The following is a 16,012-nucleotide window of genomic DNA, read 5'->3' on the forward strand; positions in this document are numbered from 1 at the left end:
CCCAGCGTGGTGTCCAGCACGCTCTGGCACAGTTCATGCCTGAGCTCGCCGGGGGAATGTAGCGTGTTGCAAGGTTCGAGTGTGGCCCTCGTTTTCCTGTCTGGACCCTGCTCGATATGCACCGAAGCGTCGCTTGATTGTAAAAGCGGCGTTTGGCGCGGTGTGTATCTAGTCTAGGGTCCGTTTGATCATCGATAGAGTAGTGTGACCTTTAAATGAACATCTCTGCCGCTACAACTGACGGTAATTGGCACCCGGTCATAGCGCTGGCGTTGGCCGCGTTTGTGTTCAACACCACCGAGTTTGTGCCTGTCGGTCTGTTGAGTTCGATTGGCAGCAGCTTCGACATGTCGACGGCTCAGGTCGGTCTGATGCTTACCATCTATGCGTGGGTGGTATCCCTGACGTCGCTTCCCATTATGCTGCTGACTCGTAACATCGAGCGGCGCAAGCTGTTGATCGTGTTGTTTGGGATGTTCATCGCCAGTCATGTCCTGTCGAGTCTGGCCACAAGCTTCGGAGTACTGTTACTGAGCCGGATCGGAGTGGCGCTGTCTCATGCGCTGTTCTGGTCTATCACCGCATCTCTGGCAGTGCGCCTGGCGCCACCGGGCAAGCAAGTTCAGGCTTTGGGCTTGCTGGCCACCGGTACTTCCCTGGCGATGGTGCTGGGTATTCCCCTCGGCAGGTTGTTGGGCGAGGCGATGGGTTGGCGCACCACCTTTATCGTGATCGCTGTGCTGGCGGGTACATTGGTGCTCTGGCTGGCCAGGACCCTGCCGTTGTTGCCCAGTCAGAACTCGGGCTCTCTCAGAAGTCTGCCCTTGTTGTTCAGGCGGCCTGCACTGGTGTCACTCTATGTTCTGACGGCGCTGGTGGTGACCGCCCAGTTCACCGCCTACAGCTACATCGAGCCCTTCGTTCAGGCGGTGGCGGGCTTGAGTGGCGATGTGGTGACCCTCATTCTGCTGTTGTTCGGTGGTGCCGGTATTTTCGGCTCGCTGCTTTTCAGCTGGCTGCACAGGTATAGCCCGCAGCGCTTTCTGATAGTGACTGTGGTGTTGCTCACGTTGTGCCTGGCATTGCTGTTGCCTTTGAGCGGCGAGGTCTCGTATCTGGGGACGCTGAGTCTGTTCTGGGGGATGGCGATCATGGGCTTCGGACTGGCTCTGCAATCAAAGGTCCTAGTGCTGGCTCCGGACGCTACCGATGTGGCGATGGCGCTGTTTTCGGGTATCTATAACGTGGGTATAGGGGGAGGCGCACTCCTGGGGAGTTGGGTAGGCGGCCAGTTCGGGTTCGCCTACATAGGGCTGGTTGGAGGCTTGCTGGCGGCCTTGGCGTTACTGTTCTATTGCGTGTCAATCTTGCGCTTCAGCCAGCCCGGAATTCCGAGTTGATTTCTTTCGCCAAAAGTTTCTGTGCCAATGCCAGAGCCTCTTTCTTGGTGGCCGTCATGAGCATGGGGTAACCCCAGAACTTTTCATACACGATTGCAAATGCTCTGGCCGCCAGGCGTTTGGGGGTGCTCGGTTCGATGTGGATCGAGGCCTTGACGAAGGTCCTCAAATCACTCTTGTGACGCTTCATCCAAAGTGAAGTCTGCTTCATTTCATCCGGTGAGTGCTCATGGCTTCCCTGATGGAGGCCTTCATCGTTCAGGAGTACAAAGGGTTCTTTACGAGCGAGCAAAGCTTCGAATTCGGCAAACGGCGAGTCGCCAGGATTCTTGCTGGGCGTGGCGATTTGCATCCAAACGAGTGGGAATCGGGAGGCATCTATAAGCATGTCAATATTCCTTTGGTAGTGGGTGAAAAATCGCTGGCAGTCTCGCTTGTCGCAGAAGAGCGTCTGTCCTAACGGTAACCAGCACGATTAATCTCACGATACCCAGCAAGCGACTGGACGTCATTGCACAATTTGGCCATCATATTGTTCAAGTCAGCCATATGGCTGTTTCCGTTCGAGGTCCACCCCTACCATGTCAGACACCGTATTCAGAGACCCTGTCGCGAGCCTCGATGTCGACAGCATCTCTCGGCCGGTTGTTGCTCTGAGCGCTTCGATGGTGAGTAAGGACTGGGAGCAGGCCAAGCATCATCATCGCAAGGCACAACTGCTCTACTCCGTGCGTGGCATCCTCAATTGCGAGATAGAAGATGGCGTCTGGATTGTTCCGCCGCAATGCGCCGTATGGATACCCGGAGACTTGTCGCATTCGGCACGCGGTTCGGGCGAAACAGAGTGTTATTGCCTGTTTGTCGAGCCTGACGCCACGCCAGATCTTCCGAAGATCTGCTGCACGATCTCGGTATCGCCGCTACTCCGTGAGTTGCTTCTGAAGGCGGCGGGGTTCCCTAAGCTATACGCCTGCGAGGGGCGTGAAGGCCGGTTGATCGCAACATTGCTGGACGAGTTGTCGGCGGCCCCCGTGGAAAGTCTCCATTTGCCGATGCCTCGCGATGCGCGACTGCGTCGACTCGCGCAAATGTTGTTGGCCGATCCCACCGACAAGACATCGATGGGCGACTGGGCCATTCGCATTGGCATGAGTGAACGGAGCATGAGTCGGCTTTTGCTGCACGAAATCGGGATGAGTTTCGGACGCTGGCGCCGGCAGCTGCATGTGATTCTATCGCTGCAGCGCCTGACTAAAGGGGAGAGTGTGCAGACGGTTGCGTTGGAGCTTGGTTATGAGAGTGCCAGTGGTTTTGTCACCATGTTCCGTAAAGCGGTAGGCAAGCCGCCAGCGCGATACCTTTCTGATCGCATGGCTAGCGCCCTGGTCGGCGGTGAGTCAGTTTCTGTGCCCGGTATCATGTTGCCCAATCAGGTCTGACCCTATCCAATCGTGCAGCGATGTTGATTGTCTGGATTGAACAATGATCTGACCAGACATCGCTACCGAGTCACGTAAAACACCGCTAGATTTAAAAATCAACAAATAGGCGGGAGACGGGTCATGGATCTGGGATTGAAAGGAAAGCGGGCGCTGGTGACGGGATCAACGGCCGGCATCGGGCTGGCAACCGCGCGCGCGCTGGCGGCAGAGGGCGCTCACGTCACGGTGAACGGCCGGACTCAGGCGCGAGTCGACAGCGCGGTGGGCGAGCTCAGACGTGACCTTCCTGGCGCGATTATCACCGGGGTCGCCGCCGACCTGAGCAGCCGTGAAGGCTGCGAGACACTGCTTTGCCAGCTTCAGGAGGTCGACCTGTTGGTCAACAACCTCGGCATCTTCGAGCCGAAATCGTTCGAGCAGATCGCGGATGAAGATTGGCTGCGTTTCTTCGAAACCAACGTACTCAGCGGAGTTCGTCTTTCTCGTCACTATGTGCGCGGAATGCGATCACGTGATTGGGGACGGATCGTGTTTGTTTCAAGCGAATCAGCCCTCCAGATTCCGGCTGAGATGGTCCATTACGGCATGACCAAGACCGCGCAACTCGCTGTGGCCCGCGGGCTTGCCGAGACTTTGGTAGGGACGAATGTTACGGTAAACAGTGTTTTACCCGGGCCGACCTCGTCGGAAGGCGTAGGGGCGATAGTTGCGCGGATGGCTGCTGAGCGTGAAGTCGATATCGCGACAGTGGAGCGCGAATTCCTATCGACGGCGCGGCCGTCTTCGCTTTTGCAGCGATTTACGACACCGGCAGAAATTGCCGCGTTGATTACTTATGTGTGCAGCGCTCAAGCGTCGGCCACCACTGGAGCGGCGCTTCGGGCGGACGGTGGCGTGGTCCGTTCGATCATATAACCTTTACACGATGACGGGCACTTAGCCTGCAGACTCCATCTCAGGTGAAAATTAATGTTGCTTCTAAAGAGCGACTCGCGACGTCGTGCATGAACTGCAATGATCTTGTGGTGCTGTTATTAATAGTCGGCGAACATGGTTTTTTGCCATGACTAAAGCGATTGGCTGATCTGAATAACAATATGGCAGTCTTTCGAAATGACGGACAGAAATTGGTGAGGCATCATTAAAAAAGATTAAGCGGTTTTGTCTTAAAACCTGCTTCATGCGGTTTTCAGTTTTTTTAGAGAGCTGAAGATAAATTTTATTATTGATTCCAGTGGTTTGCGTGGGTGTTAATTTTCGCGCAATGATAACTGTATCTCATATTAAGATTTTCTCGATGGCCTATCGGTGTCGGGGGAAAGGTCCCATTAATTGGGAAACAAAAGCTCCATTATTTTCTGAAATGAGGTGTCTTATGAGTAATTCCATCGGAAACACGTTTAGAAATAAAATGCTTGGCGACAGTGTCGGTCGCAAGCGGGTCATTGCCGTTTGCCTCCAGGCTATTTTGGCAGTGGGTAGCGTCGCCGTAATGGCAGAAGTTGCACAGGCCTCATCGATTAACTGTTCTTCACATATTCCTGATCCGACTTGTAATTAACTGTGTGTGGCATGCGCTTTCGACATGAGAGCGCATGCTGATTCGCAACTGTTGTTCAGGTGACGGTCTGTTTTTATTTTGCTACTGCGCGATACGCTTTGAATCACCGAAGCTTTTGTCATGCTTGAATCTCGCCATAACTACCACTTATTGAAATAATAGTCACCCATAGGGTGGCTATTTTTATAGTTGTCGTTCTCTGGTCTTTTTAGAGGATGATCGCTCGCGTGATCACAAATAAATCTTCTACAGATTCGGGATGTGTGTAGCGCGTTCAAATATGGGTGCTTTTCGAAAAATCAAACCAAAAGACTATTGCGGTTTCTACTGCGAGAAGTTATTGCGATCATTTTGGTCTGCCGAGTTCAGCCAGGAAGACCTGATTGATGCCCTGAAACTGGCCGGCGACAAGAGCCGCGCAGCCAGATCTACCAGTGCAGAGGATGCGAAACAATTCAGCGGCATTGAGGAGCAACATTCTCTTTTACTGCGTATTGACGTGCTCCCATCCACCACCCAGCACCTTGAAGACACTGACTCGGGTGGAACCCACCTTCTGGTCGGCGGTGGCCACCTGCGATTTCGCATCGATCAGAGTGTTCTGCGCAACGATGACGTCCAGGTAGCTGATGGATCCACCACGGTAGCGCTGGTCTGCCAGCCGGAAGGCGTTATCGGCACGGTTGCGCGCTTCGATCAGGGCATCGCGTTGCTCCATTGCCGCACCGTAGGCGCTCAGCGATTGCTCGGACTCCTTCAGGGCATTCAGCACGGTGCCGTCGAAGCTGGCCAGTGAGGCCGCGCTCTGTGCTTTTGCCTGCGCGATACGGCTGCGAGCCACCAGGGTGTTGGGGAAACTCCAGGAGATCAGCGGGCCGACAGAGAAGGAGAAAGTGCGATTTCCTTTCAGATAGTCATTGCGCAGGTACTTACCCGAAGCACCCAGCGTAACGCGTGGATAGAGATCGGCTACGGCCACGCCGATCCGAGCGGTGTCGGCCGCCAGTTGGCGTTCGGCCTGCCGCACGTCGGGACGACGGCGCAGCAGCGCGGTGCCATCGCCGACTGGCAGCTCACCGGCTATTTCCGGCGCCTTGGAGCAGGCGCGTGCCGCCTCCGGTACCTGTGACGGAGGGCGGCCCATCAGCGCCGCCAACTCGAAGAGAGCGGAATCGCGTTGACCCTGCAGCGGCGGCAAGGCGGCCTCGGTCTGAGCCAGCGTGCCTGCTGCCCGCTCCACATCCAGACGAGACGCCGAGCCTGCCTGTTCCTGGCTGCTTACGAGGTCAAAGCTGTGCCGCGCCAATTCGATGGATGAACGGGCAACGTCAATGGATTCGCCATAGGTACAGGCGTCCACATAGGCTCGAGTTGTTTCTGCGACCACCATCACCCGAGCGGCATCGTAGGCCGCGGCAACTGCATCGGTATCTGCACGCGCGGCCTCGATATCGCGTCTGACCCGGCCGAACAGGTCGAGTTCGTAGGAGACGTCGAGCCCGCCGCTGTAACTCCACTGTTTGGGCGCCTGCCCTGTGCCAGTCCAGGTAGTTTGGTCACGTCCGTAGCCTGCACCCGCCGATACGTTGGTCGAGGGGTACAGTCCACCGCGGGCTTCGTTGTAGATGGCTCGTGCGCGGTCGAGATTCGCCAGCGCCTCGCGCAGATTGGTATTGGCCGAGAAGGCTTTCTGGACCAGGCTGTCGAGCACTGAATCGTCGTACAGCTTCCACCAGTCCGCTGGCAACGATGCGGCGAAATCCGTCTTGGCCGGTCGGCTGATGAAGGGATCGGCAGCGGTATGAGGGAGAGGCGGGGTACGATAGTCCGGCCCGCTGGCGCAGCCGGCCATTGCCAGGACGAGCAATGCCAGGGTAGCCCGCGGCACGTGCCGAGGGCGGATGATGGTGCCGTTTGATCGGTGGTTTTGATCAGACATTGGGGACCTCCGTCGACGCCAGTTCACGGGCGCGGGGGCTTTGCGCCGCCGTCCGGTGGTCCTTGGCGATAAAGCTGTAGATGGTGGGCAGGACGAACAACGTGAAGAAGGTACCGACCAGCATGCCCATCACCACCACGATTCCGATGGAGAAACGGCTGGCCGAACCTGCGCCGTCGGCGAACAGCAGCGGCACCAGACCGGCGACCATCGCCGCCGTGGTCATCAGGACGGGACGCATACGCACCGCCGCGGCCTTTTCGATGGCCTCGATGCGGTTGAGGTTCTCATGGTGCTGGATATGGTTGGCGAAAGTGACCATCAGGATGCCGTGTTTGGAGATCAGCCCGATCAGCGTGACCAGTCCGATCTGGGTGTAGATGTTGAGCGTCGCGTAGCCCAGCCACAGCGGCACCAGTGCGCCGCAAACTGCCAGCGGCACGGTGACCAGGATCACCAGCGGATCGCGAAGGCTCTCGAACTGCGCGGCCAACACCAGGAAAATTACCACCAGCGCAAAGCAGAAGGAGACCAGCAGGCGGTTGCCTTCCTGAACGAACTGGCGGCTGTCACTGAGCCAGTCGACGCTGGTGCCGGGCGGCAGTTGTTGCGACTGCAGGAATGCCACAGCTTCGCCCATGCTCACGCCCGGAGCCGGCAGCGCTTCGAGCGTTGCCGAGTTCATCTGGCCGAATTGGGTGAGCTGGTTGGCCTGCGGCCGCATTTCGACGCGGGTCACGGTCGATAGCGGCACCTGCGCGCCGGAGGTCGCCTTGACGTAGAAGCGTCCGAGGTCTTCGGGTGTCATGCGCTCGCTGCCGCGCACCTGAGGGATAACATCGTAGGAGCGGTCGTGAAAGTTGAAACGGTTGACGTAATTCTCACCGACCAGCACCGCCAACGTATCGGCGATGGCCTGCATGGTCACACCCATCTCGCTGGCCTTGGCATTATCGATGGTGATGTGTGCCTGGGCGCTGTCATAGGCCAGGTCATTCTGCACGTAGAGGAACAGGCCGCTGGCATAGGCGGCGTTTTTGATCTTCTCAGCCGTCTCGTACAGTGTTTTAAAGTCGTCGGGAGAACGCAGCACCATTTGCACCGGCAGACCGCCGGCAGAGCCGGGCAGCGGAGGCAGTTGCACGGCGGTGAGCGTTTCTCCTTCGATGGCGCCGCCAGCGGCCTGGATCTGGCCCTGGATCTCGGTAGCCGAGCGTTTGCGCTCGGACCAATCCTTGAGGATTGCGCCGCCGAGCATCTGGTTCTGGCCGCCGGCGATACCGGCGATGTGCATAAAGCTACTGTCAAACTCTGGAATCGACTCGAACAGCTTTTCAATCTGCTCCGCATAGCGGGCGGTATAGCCCACTCCCGCGTACTGCGGTGCCTTGGTGACGACGATCACCAAGCCCTGGTCTTCGGTCGGAGCCAGTTCGTGGCGCGCGCCACTGAACAGCACCATGATCGCCGCCAACACTACAGCACCGACCAGTAACACCGCACCGCGCGCGGCCAGCGTGTGCGCCAGCAGCCGTCCGTAGACAGCGGTCAGCCGTGCCATGTAGCGCTCAATGAATTTCTCCAGACGAGCCTCGCCCTGCTTTGAATGCAACAGCATCGAACTCATCACGGGCGACAGCGTCAGTGCGACCACGCCTGAGACGATGACCGAACCGGCCAGCGTGAAGGCGAACTCTTTGAACAGCGTACCGGTCAGCCCACCCATCATGCCGATGGGCGCATACACCGCCGCCAGGGTGATGGTCATGGCGATCACCGGCCCGACAATCTCGCGCGCCCCCAGTAGCGCTGCGCGCACGGGCGTCAAGCCGTCCTCGATGTGGCGATGGATGTTCTCCACCACCACGATAGCGTCGTCCACTACCAGGCCGATCGCCAGCACCATGGCCAGCAGCGTCAGCAGGTTGATCGAAAAGCCGCAGGCAAGCATCAGCGCCGCGGTGCCAACCAATGAGAGGGGGATGGTGACGACTGGAATGATGACCGCGCGGAAGGTGCCAAGGAACAGGAATATCACCACGATGACGATCACGATGGCTTCGACCAGCGTGTGCTTCACCTCTTCGATAGAAGCGTTAACGAAACGCGCGACATCGTAGTTGGGCGACACTGTCAGCCCGGGCGGCGCCATGTCGCGGATCTTGGAGATCAGTTCGCTGGCGTGCTTGACGATCTCGATCGGGTTGCCATCGGGCGAGGGCTGGATGCCGATGAAAATGGCCGGCGTACCGGTAGCGAATGCGGCGTTGTTGTAGTTCTGGCCACCGATCTCGACAGTGGCTACATCGGACAGCCGCACCACACCGCCCTCGGGACTGGACTTGATCACCATCTGGCGAAAGTCCTCGACACCACGCAGGTCGGTCGCAGCGCTGATGTTAGTGACGGTCAGCGCGCTGTTGAGCTGGCCCGGCGCGGCCTGTACGTTGTTTGCACGCAGCGCGGCGGAGATCTCGCCAGCCGATAATCTGCGTCCAGCCAACCGCACCGGGTCGATCCAGATCCGCATCGCCAGTGTCTGTCCGCCCATGATGTCGGCCGAGGCTACGCCGGGAATGCCGGTGAACAGCGGCTGCGCCACCCGGGTGGCAAAGTCCGTCACCTGCGGGATCGACAGCGTGTCGCTGTAGAAGGCAACGTACTGCACTGCCGTGCCGCCTTCGGTGGACTTGTTGATGACCGGGTCAGTGACGCCGGCCGGTAACTGGTATTTGACTTGCTGCACTTTGGCCAGGATCTCGGTCATCGCACGGTCGGCATTGGCATTGAGCACCAGTCGCGCCTTGATCTCACTTTTGCCTTGCGTAGTGGTCGAGCTCAGGTACTCGATACCGCTGGCAGTCGCGATCGACTGCGCAATCGGCGTGGTCACGAAGCCTTGCATCACTTCCTGGGTCGCGCCCGGCAAGGTGGTACTCACGCTGATGGTGGCGTTTTCGAGATACGGGTACTGCCGCACGGGCAGCAGGAACACTGCGGTGGCGCCCATCAGCAGAATCAGCAGGCTGACGACCAGCGCCAGGATGGGGCGACGAATGAAGATGTCGGTAAAATGCATGGTGCTGTCTCCCTACTGTGCGCTGGCGGTGGCAGAGATAACAGCCGGGGTCGCATGAGGCGCAGCGGCTGAGAGTGCGGCGGTACTGATTTTCACCATCGCACCAGGTGGCAGCCGATTCTGGCCGGCCGTCACCACGGTATCTCCCGGCTTGATTCCTTGGGTCACCAGGACGTCGTCGCCGAGCCGGCGCCCGGTGGTGACCGGCACCGCGACTGCTTTGCCGATCCCTTCCGCGTTGGCACCCTGCACGAGTACGACGCTGTCGCCGGAGGCTGAGGTTTGGATCGCCGTCAGCGGCAACACGATGGCGTTGGTCGCCGCGGGCAGCACCAGCCGCGTCGTCACGTACATGCCGGACTTCAGAGTCCGGTCGGCATTGGACAGCAGCGCCTGCACGACAATGTTGCGGGTCTCGCCCTCAATACGCGGCTCAATCGTACTGATCCTGGCGTTGAACACTTGGCCCGGCGCTGCATCCACGGTCACCTGCACCGGGGCGCCCAAGGTCAGTCTGGGCAGATCCTGCTGGGGCAGTGTGAAGTTGATGTAGAGCGGGTCGAGCTGGGTCAGTGTGGCGATGGCGTCCCCGGCCGTGAGGTATTGGCCAGGATTGATGCGCCGTATGCCGATCTGGCCGGAGAACGGCGCGCGGATGGTCTTCTGCTGGATGCGCGCGTCCAGTTGCCGGACCGCCGCGACAGCCTGTGCGGCGTCGGCCTTGCGCTGTTCAAGCAGTTCACGAGGCTCGGCACCGGTTGGCGCCAGCTGCTGCGACCGCCGAAGTTGCAGCTGCGCGAAATCGGCCTTGGCCGTAGCAGCGGTGCGATCAGCTTGTTCCGGGGCGTCGTAAAGCTGTACCAGAATGGTCCCTTCTTTAATGACCTGACCTGCTTCGAAATTGATGGCTGTCACGCGTCCAGATGTGTCAGGGGCCACCATCACCTCGCGAACAGCTTGTAGGCTACCAACGGCCTGCAGTTCCTCTGCCACGCCGCGGGTCTCGGCGCGGATCGTCGATACAGGTATGGCGGGCATGACAGGGTGTTCGGCGGCACTGCTGCGGGAGATGCGCCATGTATATAGCAGGCCAAAGACCACGACGAGGCCGATAATGCTGATAGCGATGGGTTTGGCGTTGCGGGTGACAGCGGTGCTCATGCGCGCCTCCCTACAACAATGGAAATCAAGATGGGGCGTGACCGGCTTTGCGTCGCCGATCCACCAGGGCTAAGTGAATGCATGGGGAGATTTCCTTGGGAAGAAGTGCTCGGTCGGCTGAGCCAAGCGACGAGGGTTGACGCATAGCAGGCCACGATGAGGCGCAGCCTATCCATACCGGCCAGAATCTGCATTGCGAAAACTAGTCAGTTTATTTCGCAATACGGCCAAATAGATGGCGTTTTGCTCATTGGCCGAAACAAACAATAGTCTGGCCAAATTTCGTTATCTGCGCCTGTATGCGTAGCGTTAAATAGAACACTCAAAAATACGAATGAGTTTTATTTAATGATTAGTACGCCTTCTGTAAAAGGAAGCGGCCGTGTGCTCTCGGGCGCGGTTGGCCAGCTACGCACCATGCGCCACGCATTCTTTAGGACGACGATTGCCGTCGCCGCTCTCGTCAACGCGTCTGGGATGTTTGCCGCCGAGGTGACACAGGCGCAAGCAGCCGCCAGTTCGGAGGAAAGCTCAACGTCGCAATCCTCATCAACACCCATAGTGCTGGAGGCGGTCACGGTTACGGCGCGCAAAACTACTGAACGTCTTCAAGACGTTCCTGTGAGCATTACGGTTTTGCCTGCCGAAACGTTGAAAGAAACGCCTTTCGATCCGGGGGCGGCTATCGCTCGCAACGCCCCCAATGTTCAATGGGTTAACCGCACGACCGGTTCTCAGTGGTTTTCGATTCGCGGTATCAATTCACTGGGGTCGCCGGCCAACTATTCCGACGGCACTATCGGGTTCAATGTCGATGGCGTACCTACCAGCATGATGGGCGCTTCGAATGTCTTGCTTGATGTTGATCATGTCGAGGTGCTGCGTGGACCTCAGGGCACTCTTTGGGGGACCAACGCGCTGGGTGGCGCAATCAATGTCATCACCAATCAGCCCGATGGCACCCATGACGTTCGGGTGACGACTGAAGTGGGTGAAGATGGTTATCGTATGGGCGAGGCGATCATGGGTGACAACCTGATCCCCAACATACTCGATGGGCGCATGGCGATCCGTTTCGGCCATGAGGATGGCGACATTAGCAGCGTACATACCGATAAACTGGGTGAGCGTGATATCGGTGCTTTTCGAGGGGGACTGAGATTTACCGAATGGGATGACACCATTGTTACATTGACGGGCAATTACTTGCATGACGAAGCAAACGCTCCGCTTTATCTGTTACGTAACGGTAAACATACCCCGAAAAGCGGAATTCTCACCGAGCCGGATTCGACGAACACTCAGGTGGGCACTAACTTAAACGTTGAGCATTTTTTTGATAATTTCAAATTAACGTCGGTCTCCGCTTACCAATATAACGAACTGGAAAGTGAACTCGACGGCGCTGATAGCCTTGTCTATGGCGCGGTTGGCCTCCCGGCATCCAGTTCTGTCAGTTACTTGACTGATAAAGAAAATACGGTAAGCCAAGAGCTGCGGCTAAGTTCGCTTGAGGGTGAGCCAATCCGTTGGGTGGTGGGGACTAGCGCCATGCACACCGACGTCACCCGAGTGTGCCAGAGCACGCAATGTGCGCCGGCTCCTTACTCCAGTGCGATTACGATGAGCAGCGAGCTTGATACGCTGAGTCTTGGGTTGTTCGGTGATGTGTCGATCCCCTTTGCAGAGCGCTGGGAGTTGTCAATGGGTGCACGGGTAAGCCATGACGACATTGAGATGAAACGACACAACTCTTTAGGGTTGGCCTCGCTGACGGGTTCCAATTCGACCGCTCAGATGTATCCAACGGGGCGAATGGCGCTCGCTTACAAGTGGACAGATGATATTCAAACCTACGTGTCGGTTGCGCGGGGTCATGCGTCGCGGGTTTATCCGCTCTTCAGCTATCCAGTGAACGGCGTCGAGGCCGACCCTTATCCGGCGGCAACCGACTGGACCTATGAAGCCGGCATAAAAGCCGCCTTGCTTGATGATCGTCTCCAGCTTGACGCAAGCGTTTATTACAATGACGTCAAGAACGGCGTTATGTCTTATCTCGATCCCGCACTCGGAGCATTCCGCACGGCCTATCAAGATTATAAAACCAAAGGGTTTGAGTTGCAGGGGCGTGCGCTTATTACAGAGGGTTTGAGCTTTAATGGCGGGCTTGGATACACCCATAGTGCACTCGGCAGTAATGGCGCTGCCACTAATACTGTTTCGGGTAATCCGGTGCCAAATACACCTGAATGGACCGCGTCGGTGGGACCGCAGTACGAAACGTCCGCCCAGATTATTAATGTGCCAGGCATGCTGTCATTCAACATGCAATATCAATACACGGGAAAACGTACTGCGGACATCGACAAGTCGTTCTACCTCGATCCCTACAGCATTGTGAATACCAGGCTTGGTTGGAAAGACAAGGACCTCGAGGTTTATCTTTTTGGACGTAATCTGTTCGACAAACGCTACGAAACATTCGGGAGTGTGTACGGCGGTCTGGAGATTGTTTCAGTGGGCCGTGGCCGAACGTTAGGGGTTGGGCTCACCAAAAGTTTTTGATGTATGCCTGATCGCGAATAGTATCGAACTTCTTCGGTGTTCGAATGATCGCTTCGCACTTGTCGTGCTGACATGGGTATGCCCTCACGTCTTTTTACATTTGTTATAGCGGTAGGAGAATTCGTAAATGATTACCAAGGAACAAAACAGGCTCGCTCTTTTCTGGCTGACAACTGCAGTCGGTGCTGTGCTATTCGTGACGGTCCAGTCGTTTTCTTACATCAACGACTATGTCAGGGCGGGCGGCGCAATGCCGACGATCACGTTCGACTCAAGCATGTTGTGGATGGTATCCATCTTCTATGGCGCATGGATTATCCCTGTTCTGCTCGCGTTGATAGGAACGTCCGCGTCCAATTGGACGATGCTGATCCTTGGCGGTGCTCTTGCGGTCCTGAATACGCTCGCTGGCGTCATGGATGGATTGCGGGATGGCGGACATATCGTTTTCTCGGCTTTGCTGTTCATCGCGCTTCCCGGCGTCTGCGCCATTGTCGCGTCCTGGCGTCACATTAAAGCAGTCTGAGCAGTCTGAGCAGACTGGATCCTATGCATCTTGCGATTGCCTGAAGCAACCGCAAGATCAGCTGCCCCTATTTCCGGGGCTTCGGCCCGCCTGGAGACCTTTGACCGTCTGTGCCTGGTGAGTTGGAAGATTTCAGCAAAATTACAGAAAAATAATTCTAATAAAAAATGAAATGGAATAAATATTGATTTTTCGGTTCCGGTCGTTTTAGTCTGCATCCCACCAAGAGTGTTCGGCGCCTTTTCGCCCGAACGCAGGCTGATAAAAATAACCGGAGCCAACATGGGCCAGACTCGTTTTGCCAGTGGGCGTCAATTGGATCTGATTTGCCTGGGGCGCCTTGGCGTCGACCTTTATGCGCAGCAAGTCGGAGCGCGCTTGGAAGATGTTTCAAGCTTCGCCAAATACCTCGGTGGATCGTCCGCTAACATCGCCTTCGGCACGGCTCGGCTGGGTCTGAAATCGGCGATGCTGAGCCGGGTAGGGGACGACCACATGGGCCGCTTCCTCGTTGAGTCCCTGGTTCGCGAAGGTTGCGATGTCAGCGGCATCAAGGTCGACCCGGAGCGCCTGACCGCCATGGTCCTGCTGGGCCTCAAGGATCGCGAAACCTTTCCTTTGGTCTTCTACCGCGAAAACTGCGCCGACATGGCGCTGCGGGCCGAAGACATCAGCGAAGCCTTCATTGCTTCCAGCAAAGCCTTGCTGATCACCGGCACCCATTTCTCCACCGACGGCGTCTACAAGGCGAGCATTCAGGCGCTGGATTACGCCGAAAAGCACAACGTCAAACGCGTACTGGATATCGACTATCGCCCGGTGCTCTGGGGCCTGGCCGGTAAGGCCGACGGCGAAACCCGTTTCGTCGCCGACCAGAACGTCAGCCAGCATGTGCAGAAAATTCTCCCGCGTTTCGACCTGATCGTCGGCACTGAAGAAGAATTCCTGATTGCCGGCGGCTCCGAGGATTTGCTCACCGCGCTGCGTAATGTGCGGCGCCTGAGCGCTGCGACCCTGGTGGTCAAGCTCGGCCCGCAGGGTTGCACGGTGATTCACGGAGTCATTCCGGAGCGTCTCGAAGACGGCGCCATTTATCCCGGCGTTCGGGTGGAAGTCTTGAATGTGCTGGGGGCCGGCGACGCCTTCATGTCGGGTTTCCTCAGCGGTTGGCTGGAGGATGCGAGCGACGAGCGCTGCTGCCAGTTGGCCAATGCCTGCGGTGGTCTGGTGGTGTCGCGCCATGCCTGCGCCCCGGCCATGCCGACCCGTGCCGAACTCGACTATCTGTTTAACAGCCCGGTGCCGATTACCCGGCCGGATCAGGACGCGGTGTTGCAGCGTCTGCATCAGGTCAGCGTGCCGCGCAAACAGTGGAAGCAACTGTTCATTTTTGCCTTTGACCATCGCGGGCAACTGGTGGAACTGGCGCACAAGGGCGGTCGCGACCTGAACGCCATCTGCGAACTCAAGCAACTCTTTATCAAGGCTGTGGAGCGAGTCGAAGCCGATTTGCGCAAGCAAGGCATCGAGGCCGATGTCGGGCTGCTGGCCGATCAGCGCTTCGGTCAGGACTCGCTGAACGCGGCCACCGGTCGTGGCTGGTGGGTGGCGCGGCCGGTGGAAGTGCAAGGTTCGCGGCCATTGGCTTTCGAACATGGGCGCTCCATTGGCAGCAACCTGATCGCCTGGCCGCAGGAACAAATCATCAAGTGCCTGGTGCAATTCCACCCCGACGACGAGCCGCTGCTGCGACTGGAACAGGAAGCGCAGATCAAGGGTTTGTATCAGGCCTCCCAGGTCAGTGGTCATGAGCTGCTGCTGGAAATCATCCCGCCCAAAGATCATCCATCGACCCATCCGGACGTGCTGTATCGCGCCCTGAAACGCCTCTACAACCTGGGCATTTACCCGGCGTGGTGGAAGATCGAAGCGCAGAGCGCCGAGGAGTGGAAACAACTCGACGAGCTGATTCAGGAGCGTGATCCGTACTGCCGTGGCGTGGTGTTGCTGGGGCTGAATGCACCGGCAGCGGCACTGGCCGAAGGGTTTCAACAGGCCAGCCAGAGCCAGACCTGCCGTGGTTTCGCCGTGGGCCGGACGATTTTCCAGGAGCCGAGCCGAGCGTGGCTGGCCGGTGAAATCGATGACGAGGCGCTGATCAGCCAGGTGCAGGGCACGTTCGTTGAACTGATCGATGCCTGGCGCACGGCGCGGAGCTGAACATTTTCAATGTGTGAACACTGAACCTGTGGGAGCGAGCTTGCTCGCGATAGCGGACTGACAGTCAACATCAATGTCGTCTGATACACCGAAATCGCGAGCAAGCTCGCTCCCACAGG

At 57.7% G+C, this 16,012-nt stretch carries 12 protein-coding genes; 7 read left to right on the forward strand and 5 right to left on the reverse strand.

The features are described from left to right. Positions 1-215: 215 nt before the first annotated feature. Positions 216-1,400, forward strand: a complete 1,185-nt coding sequence (locus ACYZT5_RS03930) for a sugar transporter (RefSeq protein ID WP_462049884.1) — start codon at positions 216-218, stop codon at positions 1,398-1,400. On the opposite strand, the gene ACYZT5_RS03935 is transcribed toward ACYZT5_RS03930, so the two are convergent. Next, positions 1,375-1,788, reverse strand: a complete 414-nt coding sequence (locus ACYZT5_RS03935) for a hypothetical protein (protein WP_462049885.1) — start codon at positions 1,786-1,788, stop codon at positions 1,375-1,377. The genes ACYZT5_RS03930 and ACYZT5_RS03935 overlap by 26 nt on opposite strands. A gap of 193 nt (positions 1,789-1,981) precedes the next feature. Here ACYZT5_RS03935 and ACYZT5_RS03940 point away from each other — a divergent pair, with 193 nt between their 5' ends. The 3 genes from ACYZT5_RS03940 (at position 1,982) to ACYZT5_RS03950 (ending at position 4,403) form a co-directional block, all read left to right on the forward strand. Next, a complete protein-coding gene (locus ACYZT5_RS03940; protein ID WP_462049886.1) occupies positions 1,982-2,839 on the forward strand; it encodes an AraC family transcriptional regulator in 858 nt (285 codons plus the stop codon). A 123-nt stretch (positions 2,840-2,962) separates the two neighbouring features. Continuing rightward, positions 2,963-3,757 (forward strand): SDR family NAD(P)-dependent oxidoreductase, encoded by a 795-nt coding sequence (locus ACYZT5_RS03945; protein WP_462049887.1) that lies wholly within the window; start codon positions 2,963-2,965, stop codon positions 3,755-3,757. A 460-nt stretch (positions 3,758-4,217) separates the two neighbouring features. Further along, positions 4,218-4,403: a hypothetical protein gene (locus ACYZT5_RS03950; protein WP_462049888.1), complete on the forward strand. Its 186-nt coding sequence runs from the start codon at positions 4,218-4,220 to the stop codon at positions 4,401-4,403. 484 nt (positions 4,404-4,887) lie between these two features. On the opposite strand, the gene ACYZT5_RS03955 is transcribed toward ACYZT5_RS03950, so the two are convergent. The 3 genes from ACYZT5_RS03955 to ACYZT5_RS03965 are packed head-to-tail and all read right to left on the reverse strand — an operon-like array spanning position 4,888 to position 10,582. Further along, positions 4,888-6,342: an efflux transporter outer membrane subunit gene (locus tag ACYZT5_RS03955; RefSeq protein ID WP_462049889.1), complete on the reverse strand. Its 1,455-nt coding sequence runs from the start codon at positions 6,340-6,342 to the stop codon at positions 4,888-4,890. After that, a complete protein-coding gene (locus ACYZT5_RS03960; RefSeq protein WP_462049890.1) occupies positions 6,335-9,421 on the reverse strand; it encodes an efflux RND transporter permease subunit in 3,087 nt (1,028 codons plus the stop codon). Before ACYZT5_RS03960 ends, ACYZT5_RS03955 begins: the two co-directional genes overlap by 8 nt. 12 nt (positions 9,422-9,433) lie before the next feature. Then, complete coding sequence (locus ACYZT5_RS03965; RefSeq protein ID WP_462049891.1) at positions 9,434-10,582, reverse strand: efflux RND transporter periplasmic adaptor subunit; 1,149 nt, start codon at positions 10,580-10,582, stop codon at positions 9,434-9,436. A 348-nt stretch (positions 10,583-10,930) separates the two neighbouring features. Between ACYZT5_RS03965 and ACYZT5_RS03970 the strand changes: the two genes are divergently transcribed. Then, the gene (locus ACYZT5_RS03970; RefSeq protein WP_462049892.1) at positions 10,931-13,147 is read left to right on the forward strand and encodes a TonB-dependent receptor; all 2,217 of its coding nucleotides are present in this window, start codon (positions 10,931-10,933) and stop codon (positions 13,145-13,147) included. Between the two features lie 127 nt (positions 13,148-13,274). Next, positions 13,275-13,673, forward strand: coding sequence for a hypothetical protein (locus tag ACYZT5_RS03975; protein WP_462049893.1), 399 nt, complete (start codon positions 13,275-13,277; stop codon positions 13,671-13,673). On the opposite strand, the gene ACYZT5_RS03980 is transcribed toward ACYZT5_RS03975, so the two are convergent. Beyond that, positions 13,655-13,957, reverse strand: coding sequence for a hypothetical protein (locus tag ACYZT5_RS03980; RefSeq protein WP_462049894.1), 303 nt, complete (start codon positions 13,955-13,957; stop codon positions 13,655-13,657). The genes ACYZT5_RS03975 and ACYZT5_RS03980 overlap by 19 nt on opposite strands. Between ACYZT5_RS03980 and ACYZT5_RS03985 the strand changes: the two genes are divergently transcribed. Continuing rightward, complete coding sequence (locus tag ACYZT5_RS03985; RefSeq protein ID WP_462049895.1) at positions 13,956-15,893, forward strand: bifunctional 5-dehydro-2-deoxygluconokinase/5-dehydro-2-deoxyphosphogluconate aldolase; 1,938 nt, start codon at positions 13,956-13,958, stop codon at positions 15,891-15,893. The two genes, ACYZT5_RS03980 and ACYZT5_RS03985, sit on opposite strands and share 2 nt — an antisense overlap. Positions 15,894-16,012 lie beyond the last annotated feature (119 nt).

The sequence above is a fragment of the Pseudomonas sp. LB3P14 genome (genome assembly GCF_054898045.1).

Excerpts from the sequence above, each read along its gene's own strand:
- ACYZT5_RS03930 (WP_462049884.1), top strand. The coding sequence starts at position 216 with ATGAACATCTCTGCCGCTACAACTGACGGTAATTGGCACCCGGTCATA.
- ACYZT5_RS03935 (WP_462049885.1), bottom strand. The coding sequence starts at position 1,788 with ATGCTTATAGATGCCTCCCGATTCCCACTCGTTTGGATGCAAATCGCC.
- ACYZT5_RS03940 (WP_462049886.1), top strand. The coding sequence starts at position 1,982 with ATGTCAGACACCGTATTCAGAGACCCTGTCGCGAGCCTCGATGTCGAC.
- ACYZT5_RS03945 (WP_462049887.1), top strand. The coding sequence starts at position 2,963 with ATGGATCTGGGATTGAAAGGAAAGCGGGCGCTGGTGACGGGATCAACG.
- ACYZT5_RS03950 (WP_462049888.1), top strand. The coding sequence starts at position 4,218 with ATGAGTAATTCCATCGGAAACACGTTTAGAAATAAAATGCTTGGCGAC.
- ACYZT5_RS03955 (WP_462049889.1), bottom strand. The coding sequence starts at position 6,342 with ATGTCTGATCAAAACCACCGATCAAACGGCACCATCATCCGCCCTCGG.
- ACYZT5_RS03960 (WP_462049890.1), bottom strand. The coding sequence starts at position 9,421 with ATGCATTTTACCGACATCTTCATTCGTCGCCCCATCCTGGCGCTGGTC.
- ACYZT5_RS03965 (WP_462049891.1), bottom strand. The coding sequence starts at position 10,582 with ATGAGCACCGCTGTCACCCGCAACGCCAAACCCATCGCTATCAGCATT.
- ACYZT5_RS03970 (WP_462049892.1), top strand. The coding sequence starts at position 10,931 with ATGATTAGTACGCCTTCTGTAAAAGGAAGCGGCCGTGTGCTCTCGGGC.
- ACYZT5_RS03975 (WP_462049893.1), top strand. The coding sequence starts at position 13,275 with ATGATTACCAAGGAACAAAACAGGCTCGCTCTTTTCTGGCTGACAACT.
- ACYZT5_RS03985 (WP_462049895.1), top strand. The coding sequence starts at position 13,956 with ATGGGCCAGACTCGTTTTGCCAGTGGGCGTCAATTGGATCTGATTTGC.
- ACYZT5_RS03980 (WP_462049894.1), bottom strand. The coding sequence starts at position 13,957 with ATGTTGGCTCCGGTTATTTTTATCAGCCTGCGTTCGGGCGAAAAGGCG.